This is a genomic window from Glutamicibacter sp. FR1, from assembly GCF_047300825.1.
In the GTDB taxonomy this organism is placed as follows: domain Bacteria; phylum Actinomycetota; class Actinomycetes; order Actinomycetales; family Micrococcaceae; genus Glutamicibacter; species Glutamicibacter nicotianae.
This window is the reverse complement of record NZ_CP178602.1, coordinates 3367699-3392018: the sequence shown is the minus strand read 5'-3', so window position 1 is coordinate 3392018 and position 24320 is coordinate 3367699. Positions and strand designations below refer to the sequence as shown.

At 62.2% G+C, this 24320-nt stretch carries 21 protein-coding genes; 9 read left to right on the top strand and 12 right to left on the bottom strand.

The features are described 5' to 3' along the window. Positions 1-18: 18 nt before the first annotated feature. The 4 genes from trxB to ACLQ8T_RS16320 form a co-directional block, all read right to left on the bottom strand. A complete protein-coding gene (gene trxB / locus ACLQ8T_RS16335; protein ID WP_413455314.1) occupies positions 19-984 on the bottom strand; it encodes a thioredoxin-disulfide reductase in 966 nt (321 codons plus the stop codon). A 100-nt stretch (positions 985-1084) separates the two neighbouring features. Further along, a complete protein-coding gene (locus ACLQ8T_RS16330; protein ID WP_413455313.1) occupies positions 1085-2647 on the bottom strand; it encodes a hypothetical protein in 1563 nt (520 codons plus the stop codon). 126 nt (positions 2648-2773) lie between these two features. Then, complete coding sequence (murJ, locus tag ACLQ8T_RS16325; protein ID WP_239543105.1) at positions 2774-4531, bottom strand: murein biosynthesis integral membrane protein MurJ; 1758 nt, start codon at positions 4529-4531, stop codon at positions 2774-2776. Further along, complete coding sequence (locus tag ACLQ8T_RS16320; protein ID WP_413455312.1) at positions 4515-5054, bottom strand: NUDIX domain-containing protein; 540 nt, start codon at positions 5052-5054, stop codon at positions 4515-4517. The genes murJ and ACLQ8T_RS16320 overlap by 17 nt, the downstream gene beginning before the upstream one ends. Positions 5055-5178: 124 nt before the next feature. Here ACLQ8T_RS16320 and ACLQ8T_RS16315 point away from each other — a divergent pair, with 124 nt between their 5' ends. Continuing rightward, entirely contained in the window at positions 5179-6630 is a 1452-nt protein-coding gene (locus ACLQ8T_RS16315) for a CCA tRNA nucleotidyltransferase (RefSeq protein ID WP_413455311.1), read from the top strand. A gap of 582 nt (positions 6631-7212) precedes the next feature. Then, positions 7213-7335 carry a hypothetical protein gene (locus ACLQ8T_RS16310; RefSeq protein ID WP_255209577.1) on the top strand — a complete coding sequence of 41 codons (123 nt, stop codon included), beginning with the start codon at positions 7213-7215 and terminating at the stop codon, positions 7333-7335. Positions 7336-7521: 186 nt separating this feature from the next. Here ACLQ8T_RS16310 and ACLQ8T_RS16305 read toward each other — a convergent pair whose 3' ends face one another. The 7 genes from ACLQ8T_RS16305 to ACLQ8T_RS16275 all read right to left on the bottom strand — a co-directional run bounded on the left by ACLQ8T_RS16305 (position 7522) and on the right by ACLQ8T_RS16275 (position 15680). Further along, positions 7522-8607, bottom strand: coding sequence for an inositol-3-phosphate synthase (locus ACLQ8T_RS16305; protein WP_204719751.1), 1086 nt, complete (start codon positions 8605-8607; stop codon positions 7522-7524). A 296-nt stretch (positions 8608-8903) separates the two neighbouring features. Continuing rightward, on the bottom strand, positions 8904-10136 hold the full coding sequence (locus ACLQ8T_RS16300; RefSeq protein ID WP_413455310.1) for a DUF6716 putative glycosyltransferase: 1233 nt from the start codon (positions 10134-10136) through the stop codon (positions 8904-8906). An 8-nt stretch (positions 10137-10144) separates the two neighbouring features. Continuing rightward, positions 10145-11158, bottom strand: coding sequence for a hypothetical protein (locus ACLQ8T_RS16295; protein WP_413455309.1), 1014 nt, complete (start codon positions 11156-11158; stop codon positions 10145-10147). Positions 11159-11166: 8 nt separating this feature from the next. Beyond that, on the bottom strand, positions 11167-12510 hold the full coding sequence (locus tag ACLQ8T_RS16290; RefSeq protein ID WP_413455308.1) for a polysialyltransferase family glycosyltransferase: 1344 nt from the start codon (positions 12508-12510) through the stop codon (positions 11167-11169). After that, complete coding sequence (locus ACLQ8T_RS16285) at positions 12507-13502, bottom strand: glycosyltransferase family 2 protein (RefSeq protein ID WP_413455307.1); 996 nt, start codon at positions 13500-13502, stop codon at positions 12507-12509. The genes ACLQ8T_RS16290 and ACLQ8T_RS16285 overlap by 4 nt, the downstream gene beginning before the upstream one ends. A gap of 87 nt (positions 13503-13589) precedes the next feature. Continuing rightward, on the bottom strand, positions 13590-14483 hold the full coding sequence (locus ACLQ8T_RS16280; RefSeq protein WP_128470879.1) for an N-acetylneuraminate synthase family protein: 894 nt from the start codon (positions 14481-14483) through the stop codon (positions 13590-13592). A 12-nt stretch (positions 14484-14495) separates the two neighbouring features. After that, entirely contained in the window at positions 14496-15680 is a 1185-nt protein-coding gene (locus tag ACLQ8T_RS16275; RefSeq protein WP_413455306.1) for a cytidylyltransferase domain-containing protein, read from the bottom strand. A 241-nt stretch (positions 15681-15921) separates the two neighbouring features. On the opposite strand from ACLQ8T_RS16275, the gene ACLQ8T_RS16270 reads away from it, so the two are divergent. The 7 genes from ACLQ8T_RS16270 (at position 15922) to ACLQ8T_RS16240 (ending at position 23804) form a co-directional block, all read left to right on the top strand. Next, a complete protein-coding gene (locus ACLQ8T_RS16270) occupies positions 15922-17385 on the top strand; it encodes a glycosyltransferase family 87 protein (protein ID WP_413455305.1) in 1464 nt (487 codons plus the stop codon). Beyond that, positions 17382-18815 (top strand): phytoene desaturase family protein, encoded by a 1434-nt coding sequence (locus tag ACLQ8T_RS16265; protein ID WP_413455304.1) that lies wholly within the window; start codon positions 17382-17384, stop codon positions 18813-18815. The genes ACLQ8T_RS16270 and ACLQ8T_RS16265 overlap by 4 nt, the downstream gene beginning before the upstream one ends. A 3-nt stretch (positions 18816-18818) precedes the next feature. Continuing rightward, a complete protein-coding gene (locus tag ACLQ8T_RS16260; protein WP_413455303.1) occupies positions 18819-19850 on the top strand; it encodes a YdcF family protein in 1032 nt (343 codons plus the stop codon). Positions 19851-19999: 149 nt separating this feature from the next. Continuing rightward, positions 20000-20926, top strand: a complete 927-nt coding sequence (locus tag ACLQ8T_RS16255; RefSeq protein ID WP_413455302.1) for an ABC transporter ATP-binding protein — start codon at positions 20000-20002, stop codon at positions 20924-20926. A gap of 4 nt (positions 20927-20930) precedes the next feature. Further along, complete coding sequence (locus ACLQ8T_RS16250; protein WP_413455301.1) at positions 20931-21773, top strand: ABC transporter permease; 843 nt, start codon at positions 20931-20933, stop codon at positions 21771-21773. Positions 21774-21807: 34 nt separating this feature from the next. Next, complete coding sequence (locus ACLQ8T_RS16245; RefSeq protein ID WP_413455300.1) at positions 21808-23103, top strand: sensor histidine kinase; 1296 nt, start codon at positions 21808-21810, stop codon at positions 23101-23103. After that, positions 23061-23804 carry a response regulator gene (locus tag ACLQ8T_RS16240; protein WP_204719731.1) on the top strand — a complete coding sequence of 248 codons (744 nt, stop codon included), beginning with the start codon at positions 23061-23063 and terminating at the stop codon, positions 23802-23804. Before ACLQ8T_RS16245 ends, ACLQ8T_RS16240 begins: the two co-directional genes overlap by 43 nt. Positions 23805-23874: 70 nt before the next feature. Here ACLQ8T_RS16240 and ACLQ8T_RS16235 read toward each other — a convergent pair whose 3' ends face one another. Further along, entirely contained in the window at positions 23875-24261 is a 387-nt protein-coding gene (locus tag ACLQ8T_RS16235) for a LapA family protein (RefSeq protein WP_413455299.1), read from the bottom strand. Positions 24262-24320: the final 59 nt, after the last annotated feature.

Sequence of the window (24320 nt, the reverse complement as noted above, 5' to 3'; positions counted from 1 at the left end):
CCCTTTCTGAGAAATCTGTTAGGCGGTAGCGAGGGTTTCGGAAACGTTGGCCAGGTAGTGCTCCACGTCCTGGGCCGCGGCGCAGCCCGAACCGGCTGCGGTGATGGCCTGGCGGTAGGTGGAGTCGATCACGTCGCCGGCAGCGAAGACACCTGGCAGTGAGGTCTTGGAAGAGCGGCCTTCAACGGCGATGGTGCCTTCGGAAGTCAGCTCAAGCTGGTCCTTGACCAGATCCACGCGAGGGTCGTTGCCGATGGCTACGAAGATGCCGGTGACATCAACGGTGGACTCTTCGCCGCTGGTGCGGTTCTTGAGGACCAGGCCGTTGACCTTGTCTTCTCCGTTGATGCCGATGACTTCGGAGTCCCAGATGAACTCGATCTTCTCGTGGGCCAAGGCGCGGTCGGCCATGATCTTCGAGGCGCGCAGTTCGTTGCGGCGGTGCACCACGATGACCTTGGAAGCGAACTTTGTCAGGAACAGTGCTTCTTCCATGGCCGAGTCGCCACCGCCGATCACGGCGATGGTCTGCTCGCGGAAGAAGAACCCGTCGCAGGTGGCGCACCAGGAGACGCCATGGCCGGAGAGGCGCTTTTCATCTTCCAGACCCAGCTCGCGGTAGGCAGAGCCCGTGGAGACGATGACAGCACGGGCACGATAGACGGTGCCGTCGGCCAGGGACAGCGTCTTGATTTCGCCCTCGAGATTCATTTCCGTGACGTCATCGAAGAGGATCTCGGCGCCGAAGCGTTCGGCCTGCTTCTGCATGTTGTCCATCAGATCAGGGCCCATGATGCCCTCGGGGAAGCCCGGGAAGTTTTCCACGTCGGTGGTGTTCATCAGTTCGCCGCCGGCGGTGACTGAGCCTGCGATGACTAGTGGGTTCAGATTCGCACGGGCGGTGTAAACCGCGGCGGTGTAACCGGCCGGACCGGAGCCGACAATGATGACGTCGCGGATTTCGTCGTTCTGTGCTGAAGTCACGGGGGTAGAACCCTTTCGTTCTAATAATGCGAGGTGGGTAGCAAGGTCTAACCTCACTATCCACCTCAACGCATTGCTTTCGTAAAAAATTCCGCTTCTATTACTTGGCGGAGAATTCACCGATCTGCAGACCGAATGGCCGCGAATCGTTGCCACCGGATGCCTTGCGAGGCAGCTCGGTGATGTCCAGGAATACGTGGGATCCTTCCATGTAGTCCTTGTCGTCGCCCTTGACAGTTACCGATACCGAAGGGCCGGAGAATGAGCCCTTGGCTACCGACTTGGCATCGCCCAGATCGTCGGAGTCGCCGACGAGGATCTCGTAATTGCCGCCGGTGCCGTTCAGGCCCTCGAGGTTGACCTCGGAGATCTTGGACTTCTCGTCCAATTTCAGGATGAAGACCATGTTGGAAGCGAAGCCGCCAAAATCAGCTGTGGTGTACGAGTAGGTGGCGTAGGTGCTCGACGCGTTGCCGTCGATCATCTGGCCCAGCTTGCCATCGGTTTCGGAGTTCAGCTGCTGGTTGCCGGGAACGAGGCGGGACACGTCATCGACCTTCGGGGCAGGCAAGGACTCTTCGGTAGGTTCCTGTTCCTTCTCGGACTCGGAAGGCTTCTCCGAGGATTCCACGGCAGTTGGCGTCTCGCCCTCTGCGGTGGTGTTCTTGTCGCCACCTAGGAAGTTGAAGGCGAAGACCACGGCAACGACCAGCACGATCAGCAATACGGCGCCAACGAGCAGGCGAGTTCCCTTGGATCCGCTTTCTTCCTCTTCCTGCTCGTCGACCTGCGGGTCTTGGGCGGGAGCGTTCTTGGCTGCTGCCGGGAAGGTCGAGGCCTTAGGCGCGGCTGCGGCGGCACCTGCAGCAGCCGCTGCTGCGCCCTTCTTCTTTGCAGGCTTTTCTTCTTCCTTGGCCGGCTCTTCCTCGGCAGGCTTGGCCGGGGTGTTGCCCTTGGACTGCGCTGCGGCGGCTAGCGCCGCGGTTGCGGTGACGTTAGGTTCGTCGTCGTCCAGACGGGTGACCTTCGGCTTGTCTTCGGCCGTTGCATTTTCAGCAGGGGCAACCGGGGTGGCGACGGTGTCGGGAACCTGTTCGTTCGGCGCGGTCTGGTCGAACTGCTCCTCTTCAGGCTGTTCCTGGTTCTTCTTGCCGAAGCGGTTCTTCAGCCCCGCGAAGCCCCCAGCCAGGGCGGAACCGATCTTGCCTTGATGTTCTGGTTCGTCCTCGTACTGCAGCTGCTCGTAGTACTCGTTGTCGTCTTCGTAGGTTTCGGGGACAGCCTGGCGGGACTCGCCAAAGATCTCGGTGCCGAGGGTATCGGTGAAGAACGGCTCAACGTATGGAGCGTCGTCGGTTTCCAGAACCAGGTCCAGCAGGTCCGAGGACCGCGCGGTATTGGCGACTAGGTAGGTCTGGTTGGAGTCGGTGATGCCCAGATCCAGCACCTGGACGTTCGATGCGCGCTCGCCCATGGCGATCTCGCGTGCGCTCGTTGCCAGCTGCGAGGAATTCTCCACGGAAGCCACCATGATGCTGACCGAGCGGTTCAGTACCTGGTCTACGCCACCGAGTACCAAGTCTCCTTCAGCTGATGAAAGGACACTCTCAGTTACCTGGTAGCGGCCGCTGAGGACAGAGCCGACATCGATTGGCTGCGACACGTGCATCTCCAAGGGGTTGAATTTGGTTCGGTGGCGGTCCACAGACCACCACCTGTCATGTTACCGGTCAGCTCCGGCTATTTGGTGCCTATTTGCCCAGAATCACTAGCAAGTTTCAGCGGATTTTCAGCGATTCAATCCCGGGATTCTGCGCAGGATCGGACCGAGGAACGACTGGAGCTCCGGAACCTTGGTCTTGTGCAGCAGGGCGATGAACACGATGCCCATCAGCAGGGCGACAACAGCCACCGAAATCAGCGCGCTGACTACTGAATCGTAGGCGAATCCGAAGCTGAATCCTCCCAGCAGCCAGAGCGCTACGCAGCCGACGATAGCTGACAGCGTAGCCATCCACCCGACTCGGATGTAGGTGTCGATGACCGAGGAAACATCGTAGCTGCCGTAGCGGCGCTTGATCAGATAATGGGTACCGATGCAGGTCAGCACGTTGGTCAAGCCGTAGATGAAGGCAATGGCGGCGGCGATATGCAGCGGGTCAATCACGGCGGCCGCGGTGAACGCCAGGACCAAACCGACCGCTGCCGTGGCCGATTGGATCAGCATCGGGGTGCGGGTATCTTCTTCCGCGTAGAAGACACGCAGCATGAAGAACTGCAGGGACTTGAACGGCAGGCCAAGCGCGGTGAGCAACAGCAGCTGCCCCAAAGCGCCCGCGGCCTGTGCGGCATGCTCGGAGCTGCCGGCAAACAGCCTGCCCAGCGGCCCGGCCAGCACGATGAAGACCAGCGTGCAGAACACGATGGGAATCGCAGTGGAGCGCATGCCCTGGTTCAGCAGCTTGCCGACATCCTTGCGGCGGTTCTCGGTGAACGCCCGGGCGAAGTCGTTGAACAGCACGGTGGCCACGGTCAAAGCGAACAGCGAATGCGGCAGCACGGTGATCAGCTGCGAGGTGTTCAGCGCGTACTCGCCGGCGACCGAGGCGGCCTGTTCGGACGGCAGCTGCGCTCGAGCTGCGGTAGCGCCGGAGACGATCTTAGAGTAGGCGAGCGAGGAAAGATTGCCGATCACCATGGCCGCCAGCGTCCAGATTGCCAGCTTGCCCACATGGCGCAGGCCCATGCCGCGCCATTGGAAGTCCAGGGTCAGTTTCAACCCGGTCTTCTTCAACGGCCAGAACAGCACGACTGACTGCAGCACGATGCCCAAGGTGGCTCCGCCCGCCAGCCACATGGTCTTGATGCTGTTCCACTCCTGCATCGGGTCGCCCGACGAGTAGGCGCCGAAGGTCAGGATGAATGCGCCAATGACGATCAGCTGGATGACGTTGTTCACCGCCGGGGCCCACATGAACGCGGCGAATCGGCCGTTGGCGTTCAGCACCTGGCCCAGGACCGCGTAGAGTCCGTAGAAGAAGATCTGCGGCAGCGACCAGTAGGCAAATGCAGTTCCCAGCGCGATCATCGGCTCGGTCCAGTTATTGGTGAGCACCGTGATCAAGGGCCTGGCGCACAGCGTGAGGATCAAAGTCAGGATCCCCATGCCCACCACGGTCAGCGTGACCAGCTTGGACGTGTACGCGGCACCGCGATCCTTGGCCTTGGAAGCCTTGATCAGCTGCGGGATGAGCACGACATTGAAAATGCCGCCGGCCAAGAGCATGTAGATGATGGTGGGGATGACATTGGCTTTTTCAAAGATGTCGGCCACCGAGGTGACCGAACCAATGGCCATCGCCAGCAAGGCCGTGCGCACAAAGCCCAGCAGGCGGGAAACCATCGTGCCGGAAGCCATCAGGGCATAGATCTTGGAACGCGATCCTGCCGGTTGGGCTATCGGCTGCCGGGGAGGTTCGGCGACGATGTCCGTGGCTCCGGTGTTTGGCTGGTCGAAGCCGGCAGTTGGATTAGGAACCTGGGACATGCTTTGTAAGGACCTCGCGTGCCAGATCGGCGATCCGGCGCTCATTAGGGAAGGACAGGCGCTTGCCCAGGGAACCCAGCGGCACCCAGGCAACATCGACGGCTTCATGATCGGGATCATTCTCGATCGTCAGATGCCCGCCGGTAGCTTCCAGCAGAAAATGGTGCACGGTCTTGTGCACACGGTAATTCGTCACGGTGAACCAGTAATCGACCGAACCCAGCGGGGCGAGGATGCGTCCGGCAATACCGGTCTCTTCCTCGATTTCGCGGATAGCCGCTTCCTCGTTGGTTTCCACGCCCTCCGGGTGGCCCTTGGGCAGGCACCATTCCAGCCGTCCGCCACGGTTGTAGCGGGCAATAATTGCCACTGGCAACTCGGGGTCGTCGAAGTCGATGACGATGCCTCCGGAAGAGATTTCTTCCACTGTCGGCAAGCTCGTATGACCGCCAGTTGCCTGCGCGCGAGCCATTGACGCAGTCAATGGAGTGCGCTTCGGGGCAGACGGGATCGGTCGGTTCATAGAACCACTCTATCGAGAAAGTGCCGCTAGCCGCCTGATCGACGTGGACAAGTAAGTTATCTCGCAGGCAAATTCGCCGAAAGCTCAAGCATTCTTGCCGGATTTCTGGCACGCTTAAGTAACTATGCATGCACTTCCCTCACCTGACGCGCTGCGTCAGATCCTGCCCGCGGTCATTTTCGACTTGGCCGACCGTTTCGTTCGGGCAGGCCATGAATTGTCGTTGGTAGGTGGGCCGGTTCGCGATCTGTATCTGGGACGCGTCTCCCCGGACCTGGATTTCACCACGAGCGCACGTCCGGAAGAAACCATCAAGGCAATTTCCGGTTGGGCAGATAACATCTGGGATGTAGGACGCGAGTTCGGAACGATTGCCTTCAAGAAGGGCGAACACACGCTAGAGGTCACGACCTACCGCGCTGATGCCTATGATAAGGAATCGCGCAAGCCCGTCGTCGCCTTTGGCGATAACTTGCACGATGACCTCTTCCGCCGCGACTTCACCATGAACTCGATGGCGCTGCGATTGCCCCAGCTCGAGCTGGTGGATCCCTTCGACGGCGTGAGTTCCCTGGAAGACGGTTCCATCCGCACCCCCGGTGCCCCTGATGTCTCGTTCTCCGATGATCCGCTGCGCATGATGCGTGCCGCCCGTTTCGCTTCGCAGCTGGAGATTGAAGTCAGCCCCGAGGTTCGCCGCGCCATGAGCGAAATGACCGATCGAATCGACATCATTTCCGCCGAACGGATCCGCGACGAGCTGGTCAAGCTGATCAACGGGGCCGACCCGAGCACGGGCATCGACCTGCTGGTGGAAACCGGCCTGGCGGACAAGGTGCTGCCCGAAGTGTCGGCTCTGCGTCTGGAGATCGACGAACACCACCGGCACAAGGACGTCTACCAGCACTCGTTGACCGTGCTGAAGCAGGCGATGGCGTTGGAAACCGATGAAGCGGGGCCGGTGCCCGGACCGAACTTCGTGCTGCGCTTCGCGGCGCTGATGCACGATATCGGCAAGCCGGCGACCCGCAAGTTCGAACCCAGCGGCGCCGTCTCCTTTCGCCACCATGACATGGTGGGTTCAAAGCTCGTGAAGGCGCGGATGCGCGCCTTGCGTTTCGACAAGGACACCACCAAGGCCGTGGCCCGCCTGGTCGAGCTGCATATGCGTTTCTACGGCTATGGCGAGGCGGGCTGGACCGACTCGGCGGTACGCCGCTATGTCACCGATGCCGGCGACTTGCTGGAGCATCTGCACCGCCTGACGCGTTCGGATGTCACCACGCGCAATCGCAAGAAGGCTGACCGCCTGGCCTTTGCCTACGATGACCTCGAGGCGCGTATCGCCAAGATTGCCGAGCAGGAAGAGCTTCAGGCGATCCGTCCTGATCTCGATGGCGAACAGATCATGCGGTTGCTGGAGATCAAGCCGGGCAAGGTGGTTGGCCGGGCCTACAAGTTCCTCCTGGAATTGCGTATGGACGAAGGTCCACTGGGCGAAGAGGTCGCCACGGAGCGCTTGCGTGCGTGGTGGAAAGAGCAGCCCGAAGCCCAGGAAACGCCTACCGAGGGGTAACTTTTGACCTGAATGCTATTGGAAGAGCACCTGGAATCCGCGTGGATCCAGGTGCTTTTGCCATTCCCGGAAAAGTACTTAAAGTTTTTGCTCTGGCTTGTAGCGCATTGGGCGTAATCCATGTATGCTGAATACTGTGATTGGGAAGTCTCAATGAGACTTGCGGATCGAGACAAATTTTCAGACAGGCCCATGGCATCCATGGCCGGCCGAGAGCAGATTTTAGGAGGTGGCGAAATGATTAACACGACTTGGTACACAGAGACTCATCGCGGAGCGCGATTTAATAGCGGCTCTCCAATGACTCGTCTGCGCAAGCGCATTTCCCCAACCTCCGGACAAGCGGATTCCTAGCCCACGGTAAATCCCGCTCAAGTTCCTGAGGTTGCAGGTCAGTAATCGACTCTCACCCTTAGGAACTTTTTTCATGTCCAGTCCACTGTTCTCCTCGTCCGCTCAACGGGCAGTTCGCACCTCGGAATTAATCTTCGCAGGACCGGAAAGCCTGAAAGCTCGCGCAATTTCAACCACGCGACAAGATCTTCCCTCCCCTTCGACTTTGACCGAAGGGAGGGACAGCAAATGAAAAAGCGTCAAGACAAGCGCAAGTTCACCAACCTTGACAGCACCGAGTTCAATCGTCGCATGCGTCAGCGCGAGCTGAAGAACCATGTGCCACCAGAAATGTACCTGCGAATTCGCTAGGCCCGGCAACGCCATTACCGTTGCCAGCTAACCAGAATCCGAGGTACCAATGATGAACTCGCAATGCATCGCCCAGAGGCCCGCCGGCCTGCAAGCCGGCGGGCTTCTCCGCATCCAAAGAACTTTTGAATACAGCAATGGCCAGGACATCAGTCCTGGCCATTGCTTTTCCGCCACAGCGGAAGATTAGCGTTCGATTTCGCCGCTGATGAAGGCTTCCACCTTGTTGCGTGCGGTCTCATCGTCGTACTGCTCTGGTGGCGACTTCATGAAGTAGCTCGAGGCGGACAGGATCGGGCCGCCGATGCCGCGGTCCAGGGCGATCTTCGCCGCGCGAACGGCGTCGATGATCACGCCGGCCGAGTTTGGCGAGTCCCAAACTTCTAGCTTGTATTCCAGGTTCACCGGAGCATCGCCGAAGTTGCGGCCCTCGAGGCGGACGAACGCCCACTTGCGGTCGTCAAGCCAGGAAACGTAGTCGCTCGGGCCAATGTGGACATCGTCGTCGCCCAGGGCGGCGGAGGTGTTCGAGGTGACTGCCTGGGTCTTGGAAATCTTCTTGGATTCCAGGCGATCGCGCTCGAGCATGTTCTTGAAGTCCATGTTGCCGCCAACATTCAGCTGGTAGGTGCGGTCCAGGACCACGCCGCGGTCTTCGAACAGCTTGGCCATCACGCGGTGGGTGATGGTTGCGCCGATCTGGCTCTTGATGTCGTCGCCAACGATTGGCACACCGGCGTCGGTGAACTTCTGCGCCCACTCCGGGGTGCCGGCGATGAATACTGGAAGTGCGTTTACGAAGGCAACGCCGGCATCGATGGCGCACTGCGCGTAGAACTTGGCGGCCTGCTCGGAACCCACCGGCAGGTAGCAAACCAGGACGTCGACCTGGTTGTCCTTCAGGGACTGCACCACGTCGACTGGCTCGGCTGCGGACTCTTCGATGGTCTCGCGGTAGTACTTACCGAGGCCGTCAAGGGTGTGGCCGCGCTGGACGGTCACGCCGGTGGTTGGAACGTCGGCAATCTTGATGGTGTTGTTCTCGCTGGCCAGGATGGCTTCCGAGAGGTCGAGGCCGACCTTCTTGGCGTCGACGTCGTAGGCGGCAACGAACTGGACGTCGCCAACGTGGTACTGGCCGAACTGCACGTGCATGAGACCAGGAACGGTGGAATCTGCATCGGCATTTCGGTAGTACTCAACACCTTGGATAAGGGAAGTGGCGCAGTTGCCTACGCCTACGATGGCAACGCGAATCGGGTTCGCCGACACATGAACTCCTTATTGAAATGTATAAAACCTTTGGGCAATTGGGCGCGCAGAAGCGCATCGCGCAAATTGCCCCATATTGATCTTAAGTCTTAATGGCTCGTAAACATTCCCAATCGTGCCCTGTATCACCGAATAACTCTTGAACAGGCGTTCCAGGGCCAGTGCCGTCGACGGCCAGCGGGGTTATCGCAGCATAGGAATACCAAGAATCGGTACATGACCAAAATTTAGAATGATACTGAGATGACCTATGTTTGCAGGTATGAACTGGTATTCATGAGCAAAATGCCATTAGCTCATGACAAAGAGTTGGCCCCATTCCTGCGGAATTGTCGGTAATGATGGCGTAACTTGAGCAAAACCCGGACCAGCGGGGCAGGCAACGTGGTGCGGAGCCGATGGCGTAAAGGCTGGCGTCGAATATGCGCCAGTATTTCTGGATCTGTGAGCAGCTTGCCGGCTCGAGCCCGATGCGCGAGGATCCCGAGGGATTGGGCGAAGCTGTGGTCGACCCGGTGGAAGTAGTTTTCCCGCAGCCAGGCTTTGGTCGGCTCCCCGAAGCTCAAGCCGATGACATCATCCAGGGTGCCAATCACTCCGGAGGCCACGAAGACCGTGTTGATCATCTGCGCGCTGACACCGAAGTCGGAGAGGATCAGCGTGGGCAATCCGCGATCAAGGGATTCCAGGGCGGCCGTCGAAGAGACCGTCATCAGGGCGCTGCCATCGGTCAACGCCTCGCTCATCGATCCTGTATCGAAGCGCAGCCGCGAATCCGCGCCGATCCGCTGTTCAGCCTGCAGCTTCTCGAACAGCAAGTCATAGGGGAACGCCTCGAGATGCGTCTGCGGCTCCCCGGCCTTGGCACGGAGCTTGATGAGGACCTCAAGTTCGGGATTCATCCTGCTGGCCTGCTCGAGCGCCAGCAGGATCGACTCACGTTCGTGCTCCTGGGCCGGAACCTTCGCCTGAGGTGCGAACACCAGCCGTTCGACGACTTGCTTTTGCTCCGGCGGGAAACCCGTCGAGCGCAAGAAGGGCAGCTTGCTGACCATGATGGTCGGCTGATGCCCTTCCTGTCCTTCGATCATGAACGAGAAATCACGGGCCTCGGCATGCGAATGGCAGATGAACGCATCGCCGGCCCGGCGATAGTTCCATCCCTTCTGCGTGGCGGGGAAGGCGACGCCGGGCAAGGCTGAAATCAGTGCAGTGCAGCGGCCGTCAACCGGCTCGGTGCGCAGGATGCGGGAATAGATTTCGGCAACGACCGGACCGGTCGCCGACGCGAAGACAATATCCTCGTGCACTGTGTCGGCCTCCAGCTGGGATACCGAGATTACCTGCAGGGCATCGGGGTCCAGATCCGTGCCTTCGAAGGCGGCTGCGATCTGCTCGGCTGTCGGCATCACCGGGGTCCGCGCCAAATACACCTTGCGATCCCATGCGGGGCCCAGGCGGGTCAGGAAACTTGTCGCGAGCTTCAGGTAGGAATCGGAATCTGCAATGGCAAGAATTGATGGCTTCATCAGCTGCTTCACACCTTCAACGAACTGGATAGGTGCTCACGCAACTCGAGGGGAGTACCAGGGGTCCACCAGCTGTCAAGCACGGCTTGCGGATACAGCAAGCGGGCATCGGGACCCAGCAGCAAGCGTAGGGACGGAATCACCGTGGACGGCAGGGCCCGGATCTCCTGGCCCGGCCGCAGGGCGCGCAAACGCATTTCGATGGGAACTGTGTGCTCCTTGAGCACGACCTGGTCAATCTTGGAGATCTTCGCCAGCAATTCCGGCGTCTCACGGCGATGCGGGAAGTAGGCGACCGGACTCTCGGATGCGATCCCTTCGATCCAGCGCAAGTACGGCTGCTCATGGATCAGCCCATCGGCGACCATGGCCGAACCGATCAGCAGGGTAGGTTCGGTGAACCGCTCGGCCACCGGCTGGGTAGCAAGCCACTCGAACTTGTGCTGCGCGAACTTGATCCCCAGATCAGCCATCTTCTGGCGGGATTCCAGGTCGACGAACAGCGCCGAGACAATCAGCAGGCGATCCTCGCGGGCAAGCTGGCGCAAACGATGCCAGGTCGCCAGCCCCATGGCGATGCGGGCCGCCGAATTCTTCGTCCGGGCGCGCACCAACGGGGTGGGCTCGTCGGAGATCAGCTGCTTGATCAGGGCCAGCGTCGCCATGCCGTCATCGATGATCACGATTTCCTTGGCCCGCACGCCTGCAAGGAGCGTGCGCTGGATCTTGCCCGAATAGGCATCCCCGGTGACATATCGGTCGGCAGCGCCTTTGGGCTGCGGAGGCTTGCGCGCCGCCGGTTCGAAATGAACCCCATCGGGGGCATGATCCAGCATGGCCTGGGTCGTGGCCTCCAGCGGCATTCCCTGGCGCGGAATGATCCGGATGTCGGTGCCCAGCAGACCCGCGGCATGCGTTTCCACTGCGGAGAGCAGCTGCAGGGGCGACTCGACCCACACGTGCGCCGTGCCGAAACGGGGGCGCGGCACCTCGTGGGTGTCATTTTGAGTCAATTTCATCATCGTGAGTGTCATTTTGCCAGTCGGTTCAGGGACTTGGAAAGCGTTTCGAACTGCTTGGAACCATGGCGCAGCACTCGGCGCGAGGCCCCGCGGACCTTCGAGGGCAGCGAGCGGCGTGAGCTGATGTGCGCCCAGTGCGGAGGCAGGTCCAGCTTGGTGATGCGGCGGCGCTTGAAGTGGGCCGAGAACTCAGGGTAGTGCGCGGTCAGGAAGGACTCGGCCTGCTCGCGCAGGTGCGGCAGCTGGGCGGCCTGCATGCAGTAGGCCACGGCGATCAGCAGTTCGGTGAGCCGGTCGTCATCGCCAGCGTGCGCCGGAACCGGCAGGTCCTGGACGAACAGTGCGTGGATGATGGACAGCGGGATGCGGTTGGAGTTCTCGTACGGAGCCAGCGCCTGCAGCATCCTGCCGGTGCCCACGGCATGGACTTCCGTGCCCAGGATGTACTTTGCGGTGGCCAGGCCGGTGGAGAAGCAGGAGATCACCACGGCTGGGTTCACCGCAGCGATCACGGTCTCCGCCAGATGATCGGTGGCGACCAGCCGGAAATCCAGGCCCATGTGCTTGGCGGCCGCGGCCAAGCGGGCCGCCGAGGTGGCGCTGGCCGACGGGTGCGCCTTGAACAGGACGGTGGAAAGCTCCCGGCGGGCCACCTCGTTGAGCATCTCGAGGTGCAGCTCGAATTCTTCCTCGGCGTCCATCAGTCCCAGAGAACCCAGATACTGCCCGAGGACGAGCGCGCCACCGGCGGGCAGGTCGAATTCGGCGCCCTGGGCCAATTCGCCAAAGATGCCAGCCAGCCCGCCGGCCTCCAGGACTTCACGCCGCGGCTCGAGCTCTGCGAGCAGATGCGGCTGCAGCCCGGGAACCAGATCCACGTGGATGGTGCCGATGACCCGCTGGCGCAACGGCATGGGCAACCGGTTGCGGGTGGGTCCATAGGACATCAGGCCGTCGGAATGGATCCACAGCTGTGCGTCGAAGAAGATGCGCGCCAGGGCGCGGGCGGGGTTGACCTGGATGGATTCCAGCACCAAGGTCAGCGGTTCATGGCCCAGATCCCAGGCGCTGCGCAGCAGGCGCTCGAAAATCAGCAGTTCGTCCTCGCGCGGGTTGAACTGCGCCGGGCGGCGCGGTGCGGTCAGCGCGGCGAAATCCACCACCCGGTCAAAGCGGGCGGCCAGTTGCTCAAAGCCCGGAACCTCATCCAGCGGGGTGGTCAGTTCCGGAACCTGCGAGCCGTTGGCCAGGACGAGAATGCGTTCATCTGCTTCGGGGAGCAGTCCTGCATCGGCCATCGCGGCCAGAGAAGCAAGCTGGAAGTAGCTGCTGGCTTCAATCAGTGCGATCACTTGGCGGCCCCGATCTGACCTGGCTGGAGGAAGGAGAGGATATGGCGGCGGCGCGCAACATCCATCTCGAGGGCGACCTGGCGGGCCATTGGCGCGTCAACGGTGGTGAATATCTGGCGCAGCTTCTGCTTCATCTCCAGGCGGACTTCTGGCGGGTAGTTCTTCGCGCGCTTCTCGTGATGGCACACGATGGCGAAGAACTGGCGCATCGCCTTGGGCAGGTGGCGATCCGCATCCGGGTGCAGGCGCACCTCGGTGAGGATCTGCGAGTAGGCGGGGATGAAGCCGAGCTGGCGATGGTCGAAGACCTGGGTCAGCGAACCGGGCAGGCCGCGGCGGTAGAACACCCCGGGGGAGGAGACGACGGAGTAGCGCTCGGTATTCAGGTGCAGCTTCCACAGCCACAGCCGGTCTTCGGCGCTGTGCAGCTGTGCGTCGAAGTACATCAGCTCGCGGGTGCGCATCAGCTCGGTGCGGTACATGCCTGCCCACACGAAGGCGTAGTCCACCATGGACGGGGAATCGATCGGCTCGATGTCGTCGGCCGGGTTCAGCGGCATGCCGCGCAGGGCCTGCGGGGCGCGGTGGATGACCCGGTTGGTGCCGGTGACGCGCACATGGTCGCAGCGCACGAAGTCCACATGCAGTTCGGTCAAGGATTCCGCCAGGGCTTCCAAATGCTCGGGGGAGTACCAGTCGTCGGGGTCGAGGAAGGTGAAGTATTCGCCGGTGACCTGTTCCAGCCCGGCGTTGCGGGCGGCGGAAACCCCTGAATTCTCCGGCAGCGAGATCAGCTTCAGGCCAGGCAGCTGGTCTTGGTAGCCGCGCACCAGATCGGCAGTCTGGTCATCGGAAGCGTCATCAACTACGAGCACTTCCAGCTCCCAGCGTCCCAGCTTCTGCCGGACCAGGGATGAGAGGGCATCGCAAATGTACGCTTCTTGGTTATAGGCGGGGATCACCACTGAAATGCGCCCGGAGATCAAACTCATTTGTGCTTCAAGGCCTTCCTCATGCAGACAAAAATAAACGGCGGTTGGACCCGTCGGTGAGTCCAACCGCCGGATACGCTGGCGTGCTTAGGCGTCGACGCGGCGCAGGCGCGAGAGCGGAGCCAGTTCGCCTGGGAAGACCTTCTTCACGCCGTCGCCCATGGCCTGTTCCAGGATGCGGATGTCGCGGATCAGCGACTCGAAGCCCTTTGGCTCCAGCGACGAAGCCTGGTCCGAACCCCACATGGTGCGGTCCAGGGTGATGTGGCGCTCGACGGTCACTGCGCCCAGGGCGACAGCTGCCAGCGAGATCTGCAGGCCGCGCTCGTGGCCCGAGTAGCCCACTGGGACCTGGTAGCGGTCGCGCAGGGTCTCGATCATGCGCAGGTTGGCCTCTTCGGCAGGCAGCGGGTAGGTGGAGGTCGCGTGCATCATGACCAGCTTGCTGGTGCCCAGGGTCTCCACTGCTTTGTCGATCTGCTCGATGGTGGACATGCCGGTGGACAGGATGATCGGCTTGCCGGTTTCCGCCAGCGCCTTGAGCAGCTCGATGTCGGTGACCGATGCGGAAGCTACCTTGTGGGTGACTGCACCCTGCTCTTCCATGAACTCGACCGAGGGAACGTCCCATGGCGAAGCGAAGGCGTGCAGGCCCTTGGATGCGGCGTAGGAGATGAGCTCCTTGTACTGGGCCTGGTCGAACTCGACGCGGTAGCGGTAGTCCAGGTAGGTCATGTCGCCCCATGGGGTGGAGCGGATCTTGTCGCGCATGTCCATCGGGGTGGAGATGTCCGGGGTGCGCTTCTGGAACTTAACCGCGTTGGCGCCGGCCTCGGCCGAGATGTCGATCAGCTGCTTGGCGATCTCGATGTCGCCGTTGTGGTTGATGCCGATCTCGCCGATGACGTAGACCTGCTGGCCTGCGCCAACCTGGACGTCGCCGATGGCAACTGGCTTGATGTCGGTAGTCATGGAGGTCATGGGTATTGCCTTTCAGTGGGTGAAACTTGGAGAACTCTTGGTGGCGGTGCGTGCGGCGAGAACCAGTTCGGCCAGTTCCCGTACCGCTCCGTCCCCGCCCTTGCGGGTCAGTGTGTGCCGTGCTGCCAGGTGCACGTCGTGGTGGGCATCGGCTACGGTGATCGGCCAGCCGACCAGTGCCATCGCGCCCAGATCATTGATGTCGTTGCCGACGTAGGCGACGCGGGCAGGGTTGATGGATTCATCAGCCAGCCAGCGGGCCAGGTATTCGGCCTTGTTCTCGATGCCGTGGGCCACTTCCACCTTCAGCTTGGCGGCGCGGGCGGCGACAACAGGATTGGTTTCCTTGGAGAGAATCAGGAACTTCACTCCGGCGGCCCGCAGCCGGGCCACTCCCATTCCATCGGAGCGGGAGACGCGCACGGTTTCGGTTCCGTGCTCATCGACATATGCGGTGTCCGGGGTGTGCACCCCGTCGAAATCCGTGATGACCGCGTCGACTTCGATCGGTTCCCGGTTGGCCGGAACGGCCAGCCCGGCGAGCATCAGGTCTGCTTCGGTATCGACGTCGATGCCGTGCTCTGCTGGAACCTCATGGACCCGGACCTTTCCGAAGAAGCGGTGGCCGGCTTCGAGGAATCCGCGGGTATCCATCACGTAGAAGGCCCCGGTCTCACGGAAGCGCGGTTCGCGATCCTGGCGGCGCGGACGGTGCAGCTTGTCGTGCCCCACGGCGACCGCTTCGCCCTGCGGATCCAGTCCCCAATGGAAACCGTGGTCCGCAACAGCCGCGAAGCTGACGTCGGCGCGTTGCGAGGCCACTGCCGCGATGGCCGCGTCCAGGTCCTCCGGGTCGATGAACGGGCTGGTGCACTGGATGAACACGGTGATCTCTGGCTGGGATTCCGCATTCGCCAGTGCGTGGAGCAGAACTGACTCGCTGCTGGCCGTGTCGCCGGCGATATCTGCCGGTCGATCGATGACCCGCGCCCCGTAGCGGAGCGCTTCGGCCTTGATCTGCTCATGGTCGGTGCTCACCACGACGTCGCTGACTGCCGCCGCGGATCTGGCCGATTCGATTGCGCGGCCGAGCAGAGATTTGCCGCCGACCTCGCGCAGGTTCTTAAGCCGGATGCCCTTGGATCCTCCCCGGGCGGGGATGATCGCCATGGCGTTTGGCTGGTTGGTTTTGCTCACGAATAAGACGCTATGGGCACAAGTTAACCGGGAAGGGGTATCTGGGTTAACGCACGGTGAAGTGCCGGTGTAATCACCTGTCTGTTTGCTGAATGCGAGGTCAGCAAGCGTTTTACGTCTCCGGGGGCAGCTTGCGGGAGGGGCGGGAAACGCACTGCGCTTCGCGTAGAAGATCAAAGCGGCTGATGAAATCAGAGTGTGCACGCTGGTGCTGGGGCACAGAACATCTAGGCTGGATGGTATGCACGAGCCTAACCAGTCACAGCCCACGCGTGGCCCGCTGCGCATTACCGTGCCTTCACGCGCTGACGGGTTCCTCCGGCAATTCACCGCAATGATCGGCGGCCCGCTAGGACGGCACAGCGACCCGGGCCGAGTCGATCCCGGGTTCTTCAGCGTGGAACGGGTCATCATCCTGATGACCACCGTGGGCGCGCTGCTGATGCTCCTTGCCAAGAACCCGTGCCGGGTCAACGGGTGGACCGGCAACAATCCCTATGTCTATGCGTGCTACAGCGACTGGGTTCCGCTGTTCTCCGCCCGCGGCTTCGCCGAGAACCCCTGGGCGCCGTTCAGCGCCGCCGCCGAGTTCGAGTACCCGGTGCTGATGAGCACGGTGGCCTCGGCAGTCGCCTCGATCATCCCCACGGGGATCGAGAACCGTTCGCTGCTGTACTTCGACATCAACCTGCTGCTCGTCGCGATCCTGTGGATGGCAACCGTGGTCGCCACCCTGCGGATGACCGGGCGCCGTCCGTGGGATGCCGCCATGGTGGCGATCGCCCCGGGCATCATCCTGGCCGGCAGCATCAACTGGGACATGTGGGCTGTGGCCTTGCTGGCCCTGGGCATGCTGGCCTTCGCCCGGAAGCATACGGTGCTGGCGGGGGTGCTGATCGGCCTCGGTGCGGCGATGAAGATCTATCCGTTCTTCGTCCTCGGCGCGGTGCTGGTGCTGGCCATCCGCACCGGCAAGCTCAAGACCTTCTGGGTGACGGGCGGAACCGCCGCGGCGACCTGGGTGCTGGTGAATCTTCCCTATGCGCTGGCGTTCCCCGACTCGTTCATGCACTTCTTCAATTTCTCCTCCGAACGCGGGGCAGGCTTCTCCAGCTTCTGGCACGCGTGGAATGTCATCGCCGATAACCGTGAAGGGGTGCCGCTCTTCGAAGCGGAGCAGATTTCCCGCTACGGGCTGATCCTCTTCTTCCTGTGCTGCGCGGGCGTGGCGGTGCTGGGGCTGGCGGCCAAGCGCACCCCGCGCCTGGCTTCCATGGCTTTCTTGATCATCGCCTCCTTTGTCATGGTCAACAAGGTGTATTCGCCGCAGTTCGTCGTCTGGCTGATTCCGCTGTTCGCACTGGCCCTGCCGCGCTGGCGCGAGTTCGTGATCTGGATGCTGGTGGAAATCGCCCACTTCTACGGGGTCTGGTACTACCTCGATTCCCTCTCGGCCGAAGAAGTGCAGAAGGCCTTCCCGGAGACCGGCTATGCGGTACTGGTGCTGGCCCATATGGTGATGCTCGGATACCTGATGTTCCTGGTGGCGCGTTCGATGCTCGATCCGCGCCACGACCCGGTGCGCGCCGTGGGACAGGACGATCCGCTGGCCGGTCCGTTTGCCGGACTGGAAGACCGCTGGACCCTGCGCGGGCTGCTGCCCCAGGCCAAGCCGGAGAAAGAAGCGGTGGGCAAGAAGCCATGAGCGATGTTGCAGTAGTCGGTGCCGGCCCCAACGGGCTGGCGGCCGCGGCAGTTGCCGCCCGGGCCGGATTGAGCGTCACGGTCTATGAAGCCAACGGCACCATCGGCGGGGCCGCCAGAACGCAGCCGCTGAATGGCTCGGCGGCGAAATTCGATCTGGGCAGCGCCGTGCATCCGATGGCCATGCAATCCCAGGCGATGCATGAACTCGGTGTCCATGACCGGGTGGACTTCATCGTCCCGGAGCTGTCCTTTGCCCATGTGCTGGATCGGCGGCCCGCCTACGCGTACAGGGATTTGGAACGCACCGGGCAGGAACTTGGCGGTGCGGATGGCCAGATGTACACCCGGCTGCTGGGGCCGCTGGTAAAGCAGATCGACGCAGTCAGCAACACCCTGCTCAACCCGCTGTTCAAGGTGCCCTCGCATCCGGCGGCATTGGCAACCTTCGCCGTCAGCACGGTGGCCGGCATGGCCGTGAAGGACCTCTTCTCCGGGAAATTCGAGCGTGCCGCAGCGCTCTATGCAGGCTGCGCGGCCCATGTCGCCGGCGGTTCGCGCGGGCCGGCCAATGCCGGGGCAGGGCTGTTCCTGGCGGCGGCGGCGCACGCCAAGGGGTGGGCGATCCCGCGCGGCGGCTCCCAAGCCATCAGCGATGCGCTGGCCGCAGAGGCAATGGATCACGGGGCGAAAATCCTCACCGGAACCCGCGTCGAGCATGTCGATGAGCTTTCTGCACGCAACATCCTGTTCGATACCTCCGCCGAAAGCGCTGCCAAGCTGTCAGCCGGGAACCTGCCCGAACGGCTCGCGCAGGCCTTGGCCGGCACGCGGCGCTCGCCGGGAAGCTGCCTGGTGCACTACGTGCTTTCGGAACCGATTCCGTGGCGCGATCCGACGCTGGCCCAGGCCGGCACCGTGCACCTGGGCGGCACCGCCGTGCAGGTCGGGAAGGCCGAGCGCACCGCGGTGCGCAGGGGAGCGGCGAAGCCGTTCATGATCGTGGCCCAGCCCTCGCAATTCGATGGCTCGCGGGCGCCGCAGGGCCAGCACGTGATCTGGGCGTACTGCCATGTGCCGCTGGATTCCCCGGTAGACATGAGCCGTGAACTGAAGGACATGATCGAACAGGCAGCCCCGGGATTCGCCGAGACCATCATCGAATCGCATGTGGTGACCGCGAAGGACCTGGAAGCGCAGAACTCTGCGCTGGTCGGTGGCGATCTTTCAGGGGGAACCATGGATCTGCTGGGCAGCATCAAGCGGCCGCGGATCTCCCCGGACCCGTGGTACCTGCAATCCAAGGGCCTGTACCTGGTCTCCTCGGCCGCGCCCCCTGGCCCGTCGGTGCACGGCATGGGCGGATTCCTCGGAGCGCAATCGATGCTCAAGCGCGAATACGGAATCGAGAACTGGAAAGCGGAGAACTGACAGATGATGGACGCGGCATTCGAGCAACTCCCCGGGGTGGTTTTCCTGGCAGTGCTCTGGTGGCTGTTCATCTGGCAGTACCGCAAGGACCCGCGCCGCCTGGGACTCGCCGTCCTGCTCTTGCCGCTGGTGCTCTTCAGCATTTCGGCGGCGGCTGGCCTGCTCTCCAGCGTGCTTCCCGGATTCGGGCTCCTGTTCTCCATCGTCCTGGTGCTGGCCCCGCTGATGGTCGTGGTCTTCGGCGCGGCCCTGATCCACAACGGGATCATGATGTGCCGGCGCGAAGGTGCCAAGCCCGCGAACCTGCTGTCCTTGGCGGCCGGGCTCGCGGTCTTCATCCTGCCGATCATTGCGGTGCTGCTGATCCGGATCCAGTCATGGTGGACCTATTCGCTCGCTTTCGTCCTGTTCATGGCATCAGTCTTCACCGCGAGCCTGTTCACCATGCTGCTGCTGTACGCCTGGGTGCACGCCAAATTTCCTGCCAAGGGCAAGGGCGCGGCCGTGGTGGTGCTCGGCGCCCGCACCATCGATGGCAAGGTCACCCCGCTGCTGCGCGGCCGACTGGACAAAGGCATCGAACTGCATGAGCGGCAGGCGGATCCCCGCCCGTTGATGGTTCCTACCGGTGGCCAGGGCCGTGATGAGATCGAGCCCGAAGGCGTGAGCATGGGCCGCTACCTGCGCGAACAGGGCATCGCCGATGAGCAGATCCTGGTGGAAGACCGGGCCAGGGACACCATCGAGAACCTCCGGTATTCCGATGCCCTGGTTCGCGCCCACCGTCCGGAAGGCCAGCTGTGGCTGGTCACTAGCGACTATCACGCACTGCGTGCCGCGATGGCCTCACGCCAGCTCGGCCTGGATGCCCGTGCGTTCGGCGGGAAGACGGCGGCCTACTACCGTCCAAGCGCCTTCCTCAGGGAATGCGCAGCGATCGTGCGCGATCAGAAGAAGCTGATGATCTTGCTGGCCCTGCCCTTCGCGTTGGCCGTCGCAGGAATGATGTACGTCCTCACGACGAGCTACCTATGACCGTCCTCTAACTGGCGTGGAGTCGTGGGTCCATGCACCATATGGTGCATGGACCCACGATTGGCCCAGCTGCCCTCACCCTTTCGGGTGAGCCCTAAATCAGCATTGCGGGCGGTGATAGCTGGACGCCAAGTCTCTAGGCTGGAAGCATGATCCAGGCTCAGCAGTTGACGAAGAAATACGGTGGAAAAACCGTGGTCGATAATGCATCGTTCACGGTGCAGCCGGGGATGGTGACCGGGTTCCTCGGCCCCAACGGCGCCGGCAAATCCACCACCATGCGCATGATCGTGGGATTGGCAGCGCCTACCAGCGGAGAAGTGCTGGTCAACGGGCGCGATTTCAAGAAGTCCAGGCATCCGCTGACCGAAGTCGGCACCCTGCTGGAAGCTAAATCGGTCCACAAGTCCCTGACGCCGCTGGCGCATTTGCGGGCCATGGCGGCTACTGCAGGATTGTCGGTTTCCCGAGTGCACCAAGTGCTGGAACTGACCGGCTTGTCCAGCGTCCAGCGCAAGAAAGTCGGCGGCTTCTCGCTGGGCATGGGCCAGCGGCTTGGCATTGCCACCGCCCTGCTGGGAGATCCGCAGGTGCTGATCCTCGATGAGCCGGTCAACGGGCTGGATCCCGAAGGCGTGGCGTGGGTCCGCAATCTGGCCCGCCAGCAGGCTGCCGAAGGCAAAACCGTGTTGATTTCCTCCCACCTGATGAGCGAAATGGCCCAGACCGCGGATCACTTGATCGTGATTGGCCGTGGCCGGATCATGGCCGATGCACCGATCAGTGAATTCATCGATAACGGCCTTGACCAGACAATTGTGCGTTCAGCAGACATTGAGGTGCTGATGAACGCGCTGAACGGCGACGGCGTCCAGCTGCGCCGGATCGACGAGCATGGCGTGGAAGTCACCGGTCCCGATTCGCAGACCATTGGCCGTCGCGCACTGGAATACGGTGTGGTGCTCAGCGAACTGCGTCCGCTGCAGCGCACCCTGGAAGACGCCTACATGGAATTGACCCGTGATGCCGTCGAATACCACTCGAGTAATGTTGCCGAGACTGGCGGCGGGAAGTAAAGACATGTCTGAGAAATTAGCAACCGCACCGCGCGGCAAGGTCTCCCTCTTCGGCGTGCTGCGCAGCGAATCCATCCGTTTCTTCTCCCTGAATTCCACCCGCATCCTGATTCTGCTGGCCATCGTGCTCTATGCGGCCATCGCGGCCATCGGCACTTGGGGCTTCGGATCGCTGCGGGCCAGCATGGGCGGCATGGAGCAGATGCCGGGCATGGAGGACCTGGCGGCTCCGGGATTCGCCTCCGAGCTCATTGGTTCGGGCCTGGTCTTCAGCCAATTGATCCTCGGCGTGCTCGGTGTCCTGCTTTTCAGCGGGGAATTCACCACCGGTTCAGCGGTGAGTACCTTCCTCGCCAGCCCGCAGCGCCTGCGCGTGCTGGCTGCCAAGACCATCCTGATCACCGTCGTGACAGCCGCCGTCCAGATCGTCAGCTCGCTTCTGGCCTTCGCCGTCAGCAAGCCGATTGCCGACAACTACCAGATGGACCTGGATTTCGGCAGCGACGCCTTCCAGCGGGTTCTCTGGTACGGGGCGCTTGCGGTGGCCATGGCGGCGCTGATCGGTTTGGCGCTCGGGATGATGCTGCGCAATTCGGCTGGAGGCATCACCAGCCTCGCTGCCCTGTTCTTCGTCTTGCCGATCATCCTTTCCATCCTGACCAGCATCACCGACTGGGCACAGCACATCGCGAAGTTCACCCCCGACCAGCTGGGCATGGCGTTGGCGACGCCTTCGAGCGTCGTCACCGACTTGGAAAGCTGGCAGCAGCTGCTGGGCGTCGCAGGCTGGATTGTGCTTCCGCTGGCGCTGGGTGCGGTCCTGCTGGCCAAGCGGGACGTCAAATAGTCCAGAGCGTCACCGAGAAAACTAGACTGGAAGCATGAGCCAACCGACGCTGCAGGAAACTGTGGTTACCTTCGATGAACTGGCCGCCAAGCGGATGGGCCGGATACGCCGCTATTTGCGTACCCACCCGCGCTTGGTGGTCATCGGTGCGGTAGTCATCTACCTGCTGCTCACGTTGCCAGGCGTTTTGGTGGTGGCGGCAATGCCCGAATCCAATGCGACCGGTCTGTTGGTCGTCACCCTCGCCGTCAGCGCCGCCCTGCTCTACCGGCGCAGGGCGCCGATGACGGTGATCATCCTGGTGTTCCTCTTCGAGTGCCTGGCCCTGGTGATTGCTGGACCGCAGGGCGGTCTGGGCGGGGTAGGCATGATCATCGCCCTGTATACCGTCGCCACCAGCTATTCGGCGAAGCGGACCATCCCGCTGTCCATCCTGGCCGGAAGCTTCCAAACCGTCCTGATGGTCCTGATGGGCTTCCCGGACATGACCGGCATGGAATTCGACCCTCAGGATGGAATCGATGAAACGATCTTCACCCGCGTCATCATCGCGGTCTCGGGCAGTTTCATCATCGGCTTCTACATCGCCGCTGCAGCAGTGGGCATGAACGTGCGCAACGCGCGCATCCACGAAGCTGAGCTGAATCACTGGGCTTCGCAGGTTTCCGTACTGGCCCAGGTGCAAGAGCGCAACCGCATTGCCCGCGAAATGCATGACGTGGTTGCCCATTCGCTGTCGGTGATGATTGCCCTGTCCGAGGGGGCGCGGGTGGTGGCCAAACGGGATCAAGCCCGCGCCGATGAAGTGCTCAACGAGCTTTCCGGAACCGGTCGCGCCGCCCTGGCAGATATGCGCCGCATGCTCGGCGTGCTGCGCCAAGAAGAATCCGGGGAGCTCGCTCCGCAGCCTACTGGCGGCAACGTGGAGCAATTGCTCGAAGGATTCCGTACCGCAGGCCTGCCGGTCACCTATGCGCATACGGGTGATCCGCTGCCGGAAGACACCACCTTCCAGCTCACGGTCTTCCGCATCATCCAGGAGTCCTTGACCAATTCCTTGCGTTATGCCCGTAACGTAAGTGATGTCCAGGTGCGCCTGGAACAGCGCCGCGGGGAACTGCGCATGGAAATCATGGACAACGGCGATGCAACGAGAGTTCCGAGCGTCGGCAGCGGGCGAGGTCTGCGCGGCATGCGCGAACGCGCGGCGCTCTTTGGCGGAACGGTAGATGCCGGACCAGTAGCCAGCGGTGGATGGATCGTCAAAGCGGTCCTGCAGCTGCCCGAATGCAGCTTGCAGAACAAGAGCCGGAAGGCAGTGAAGGAATAAGCGTGGAAGAGAAAATCAAGGTCCTGCTGGTCGATGACCAACCCCTGCTGCGCATGGGATTCCGCCTCATCCTCGAAGGCGAGGAGGATATCGTCATCGCCGGGGAAGCTGTCGACGGTCTCGATGCCTTGGCCCAGACTGCGGCGCTGAAACCCGATGTGGTCCTGATGGACGTGCGCATGCCCAAGATGGATGGCCTGGAAGCCACCGAACGCATCGCCAAGGACTACCCGGAAACGAAGATCATCATCCTGACGACCTTTGACCTGGACGAATACGCCTTCTCGGGCCTGCAGGCAGGAGCCAGCGCATTCCTGCTCAAGGATGTCGCCCCGGAAGAGCTGGTCCAAGCGGTGCGCCTGGTAGCTTCCGGCGACGCAGTCGTGGCACCGCGGGTGACCGCCCGCCTGCTGGAAACCTATGTGCGCAACGGTGGCGCCGGGAACCGCAGCCAGCCGGCCGAGACTCCGCACGACCCGCTGCTTGATGACCTCACCCCGCGTGAGCAGGAAGTGCTGCGTGCGCTCGCCGAGGGGCTGTCCAACGCCGAGATCGCCCACCGGTTCTTCCTGTCCGAAGCGACGGTGAAAACCCACGTGCGGCGCATCCTGACCAAATTGCACCTTCGCGACCGCGTCCAAGCGGTCGTGTACGCCTATGAGACCGGGCTGGTCATTCCATCCCAGGGCCTGGATTACTAGGCGGCGTCTGGGTAGCAAAACGGCCGCCGGGCGAAACCCATTCGGGTTCGCCCGGCGGCCGTGAAGTTTACTAGCGCTTTTTGTCCTTGCTCCGCTTCTTCGCGGTGGCGCGCAGCTGGATCACGCGGGCCACCCCGGCGATTGCCACCACGAGGGCGCCGCCAATTGCGGCGAAGAATAATGCCAGACCGAGGTTGACCTGTCCCTGATAAGCGAAGTAGTTCAGCGTCACCTGATCCTGGTTCTGGGCAATGAAGATGATCAGCAGGACCAGCACGATCAACCCGAAGATCGTGGCGGTCCAGATGCGGCCCAGCCTTGTGGCTGGAAGCTTGTTTGTGCCGGCAGGTTCGGACTGCTGGACCTTGGAATCCATCGGCAAGGTAGTCTCCAGCTCGCCTTCGGGTGAGTTTGCTGGAATCTCGTTTTGTTCTGGTGTTCGATCGGCTGTAGCCATGATGAACTCGCTTTCCTTGTCTCCGGGACTGCTTTCAGCATCCTCGAGAGCTAGGCCCC

Bases quoted from the DNA above. Each gene is read 5' to 3' on its own strand.
- ACLQ8T_RS16315 (WP_413455311.1), top strand. From the start codon at position 5,179: ATGCATGCACTTCCCTCACCTGACGCGCTGCGTCAGATCCTGCCCGCG.
- ACLQ8T_RS16285 (WP_413455307.1), bottom strand. From the start codon at position 13,502: ATGAGTTTGATCTCCGGGCGCATTTCAGTGGTGATCCCCGCCTATAAC.
- murJ (WP_239543105.1), bottom strand. From the start codon at position 4,531: ATGTCCCAGGTTCCTAATCCAACTGCCGGCTTCGACCAGCCAAACACC.
- ACLQ8T_RS16245 (WP_413455300.1), top strand. From the start codon at position 21,808: ATGAGCCAACCGACGCTGCAGGAAACTGTGGTTACCTTCGATGAACTG.
- ACLQ8T_RS16240 (WP_204719731.1), top strand. From the start codon at position 23,061: ATGCAGCTTGCAGAACAAGAGCCGGAAGGCAGTGAAGGAATAAGCGTG.
- ACLQ8T_RS16250 (WP_413455301.1), top strand. From the start codon at position 20,931: ATGTCTGAGAAATTAGCAACCGCACCGCGCGGCAAGGTCTCCCTCTTC.
- ACLQ8T_RS16320 (WP_413455312.1), bottom strand. From the start codon at position 5,054: ATGAACCGACCGATCCCGTCTGCCCCGAAGCGCACTCCATTGACTGCG.
- ACLQ8T_RS16235 (WP_413455299.1), bottom strand. From the start codon at position 24,261: ATGGCTACAGCCGATCGAACACCAGAACAAAACGAGATTCCAGCAAAC.
- ACLQ8T_RS16295 (WP_413455309.1), bottom strand. From the start codon at position 11,158: ATGATGAAATTGACTCAAAATGACACCCACGAGGTGCCGCGCCCCCGT.
- ACLQ8T_RS16300 (WP_413455310.1), bottom strand. From the start codon at position 10,136: ATGAAGCCATCAATTCTTGCCATTGCAGATTCCGATTCCTACCTGAAG.
- ACLQ8T_RS16270 (WP_413455305.1), top strand. From the start codon at position 15,922: ATGCACGAGCCTAACCAGTCACAGCCCACGCGTGGCCCGCTGCGCATT.
- ACLQ8T_RS16255 (WP_413455302.1), top strand. From the start codon at position 20,000: ATGATCCAGGCTCAGCAGTTGACGAAGAAATACGGTGGAAAAACCGTG.
- ACLQ8T_RS16260 (WP_413455303.1), top strand. From the start codon at position 18,819: ATGATGGACGCGGCATTCGAGCAACTCCCCGGGGTGGTTTTCCTGGCA.
- ACLQ8T_RS16280 (WP_128470879.1), bottom strand. From the start codon at position 14,483: ATGACCTCCATGACTACCGACATCAAGCCAGTTGCCATCGGCGACGTC.
- ACLQ8T_RS16310 (WP_255209577.1), top strand. From the start codon at position 7,213: ATGAAAAAGCGTCAAGACAAGCGCAAGTTCACCAACCTTGACAGCACC.
- ACLQ8T_RS16265 (WP_413455304.1), top strand. From the start codon at position 17,382: ATGAGCGATGTTGCAGTAGTCGGTGCCGGCCCCAACGGGCTGGCGGCC.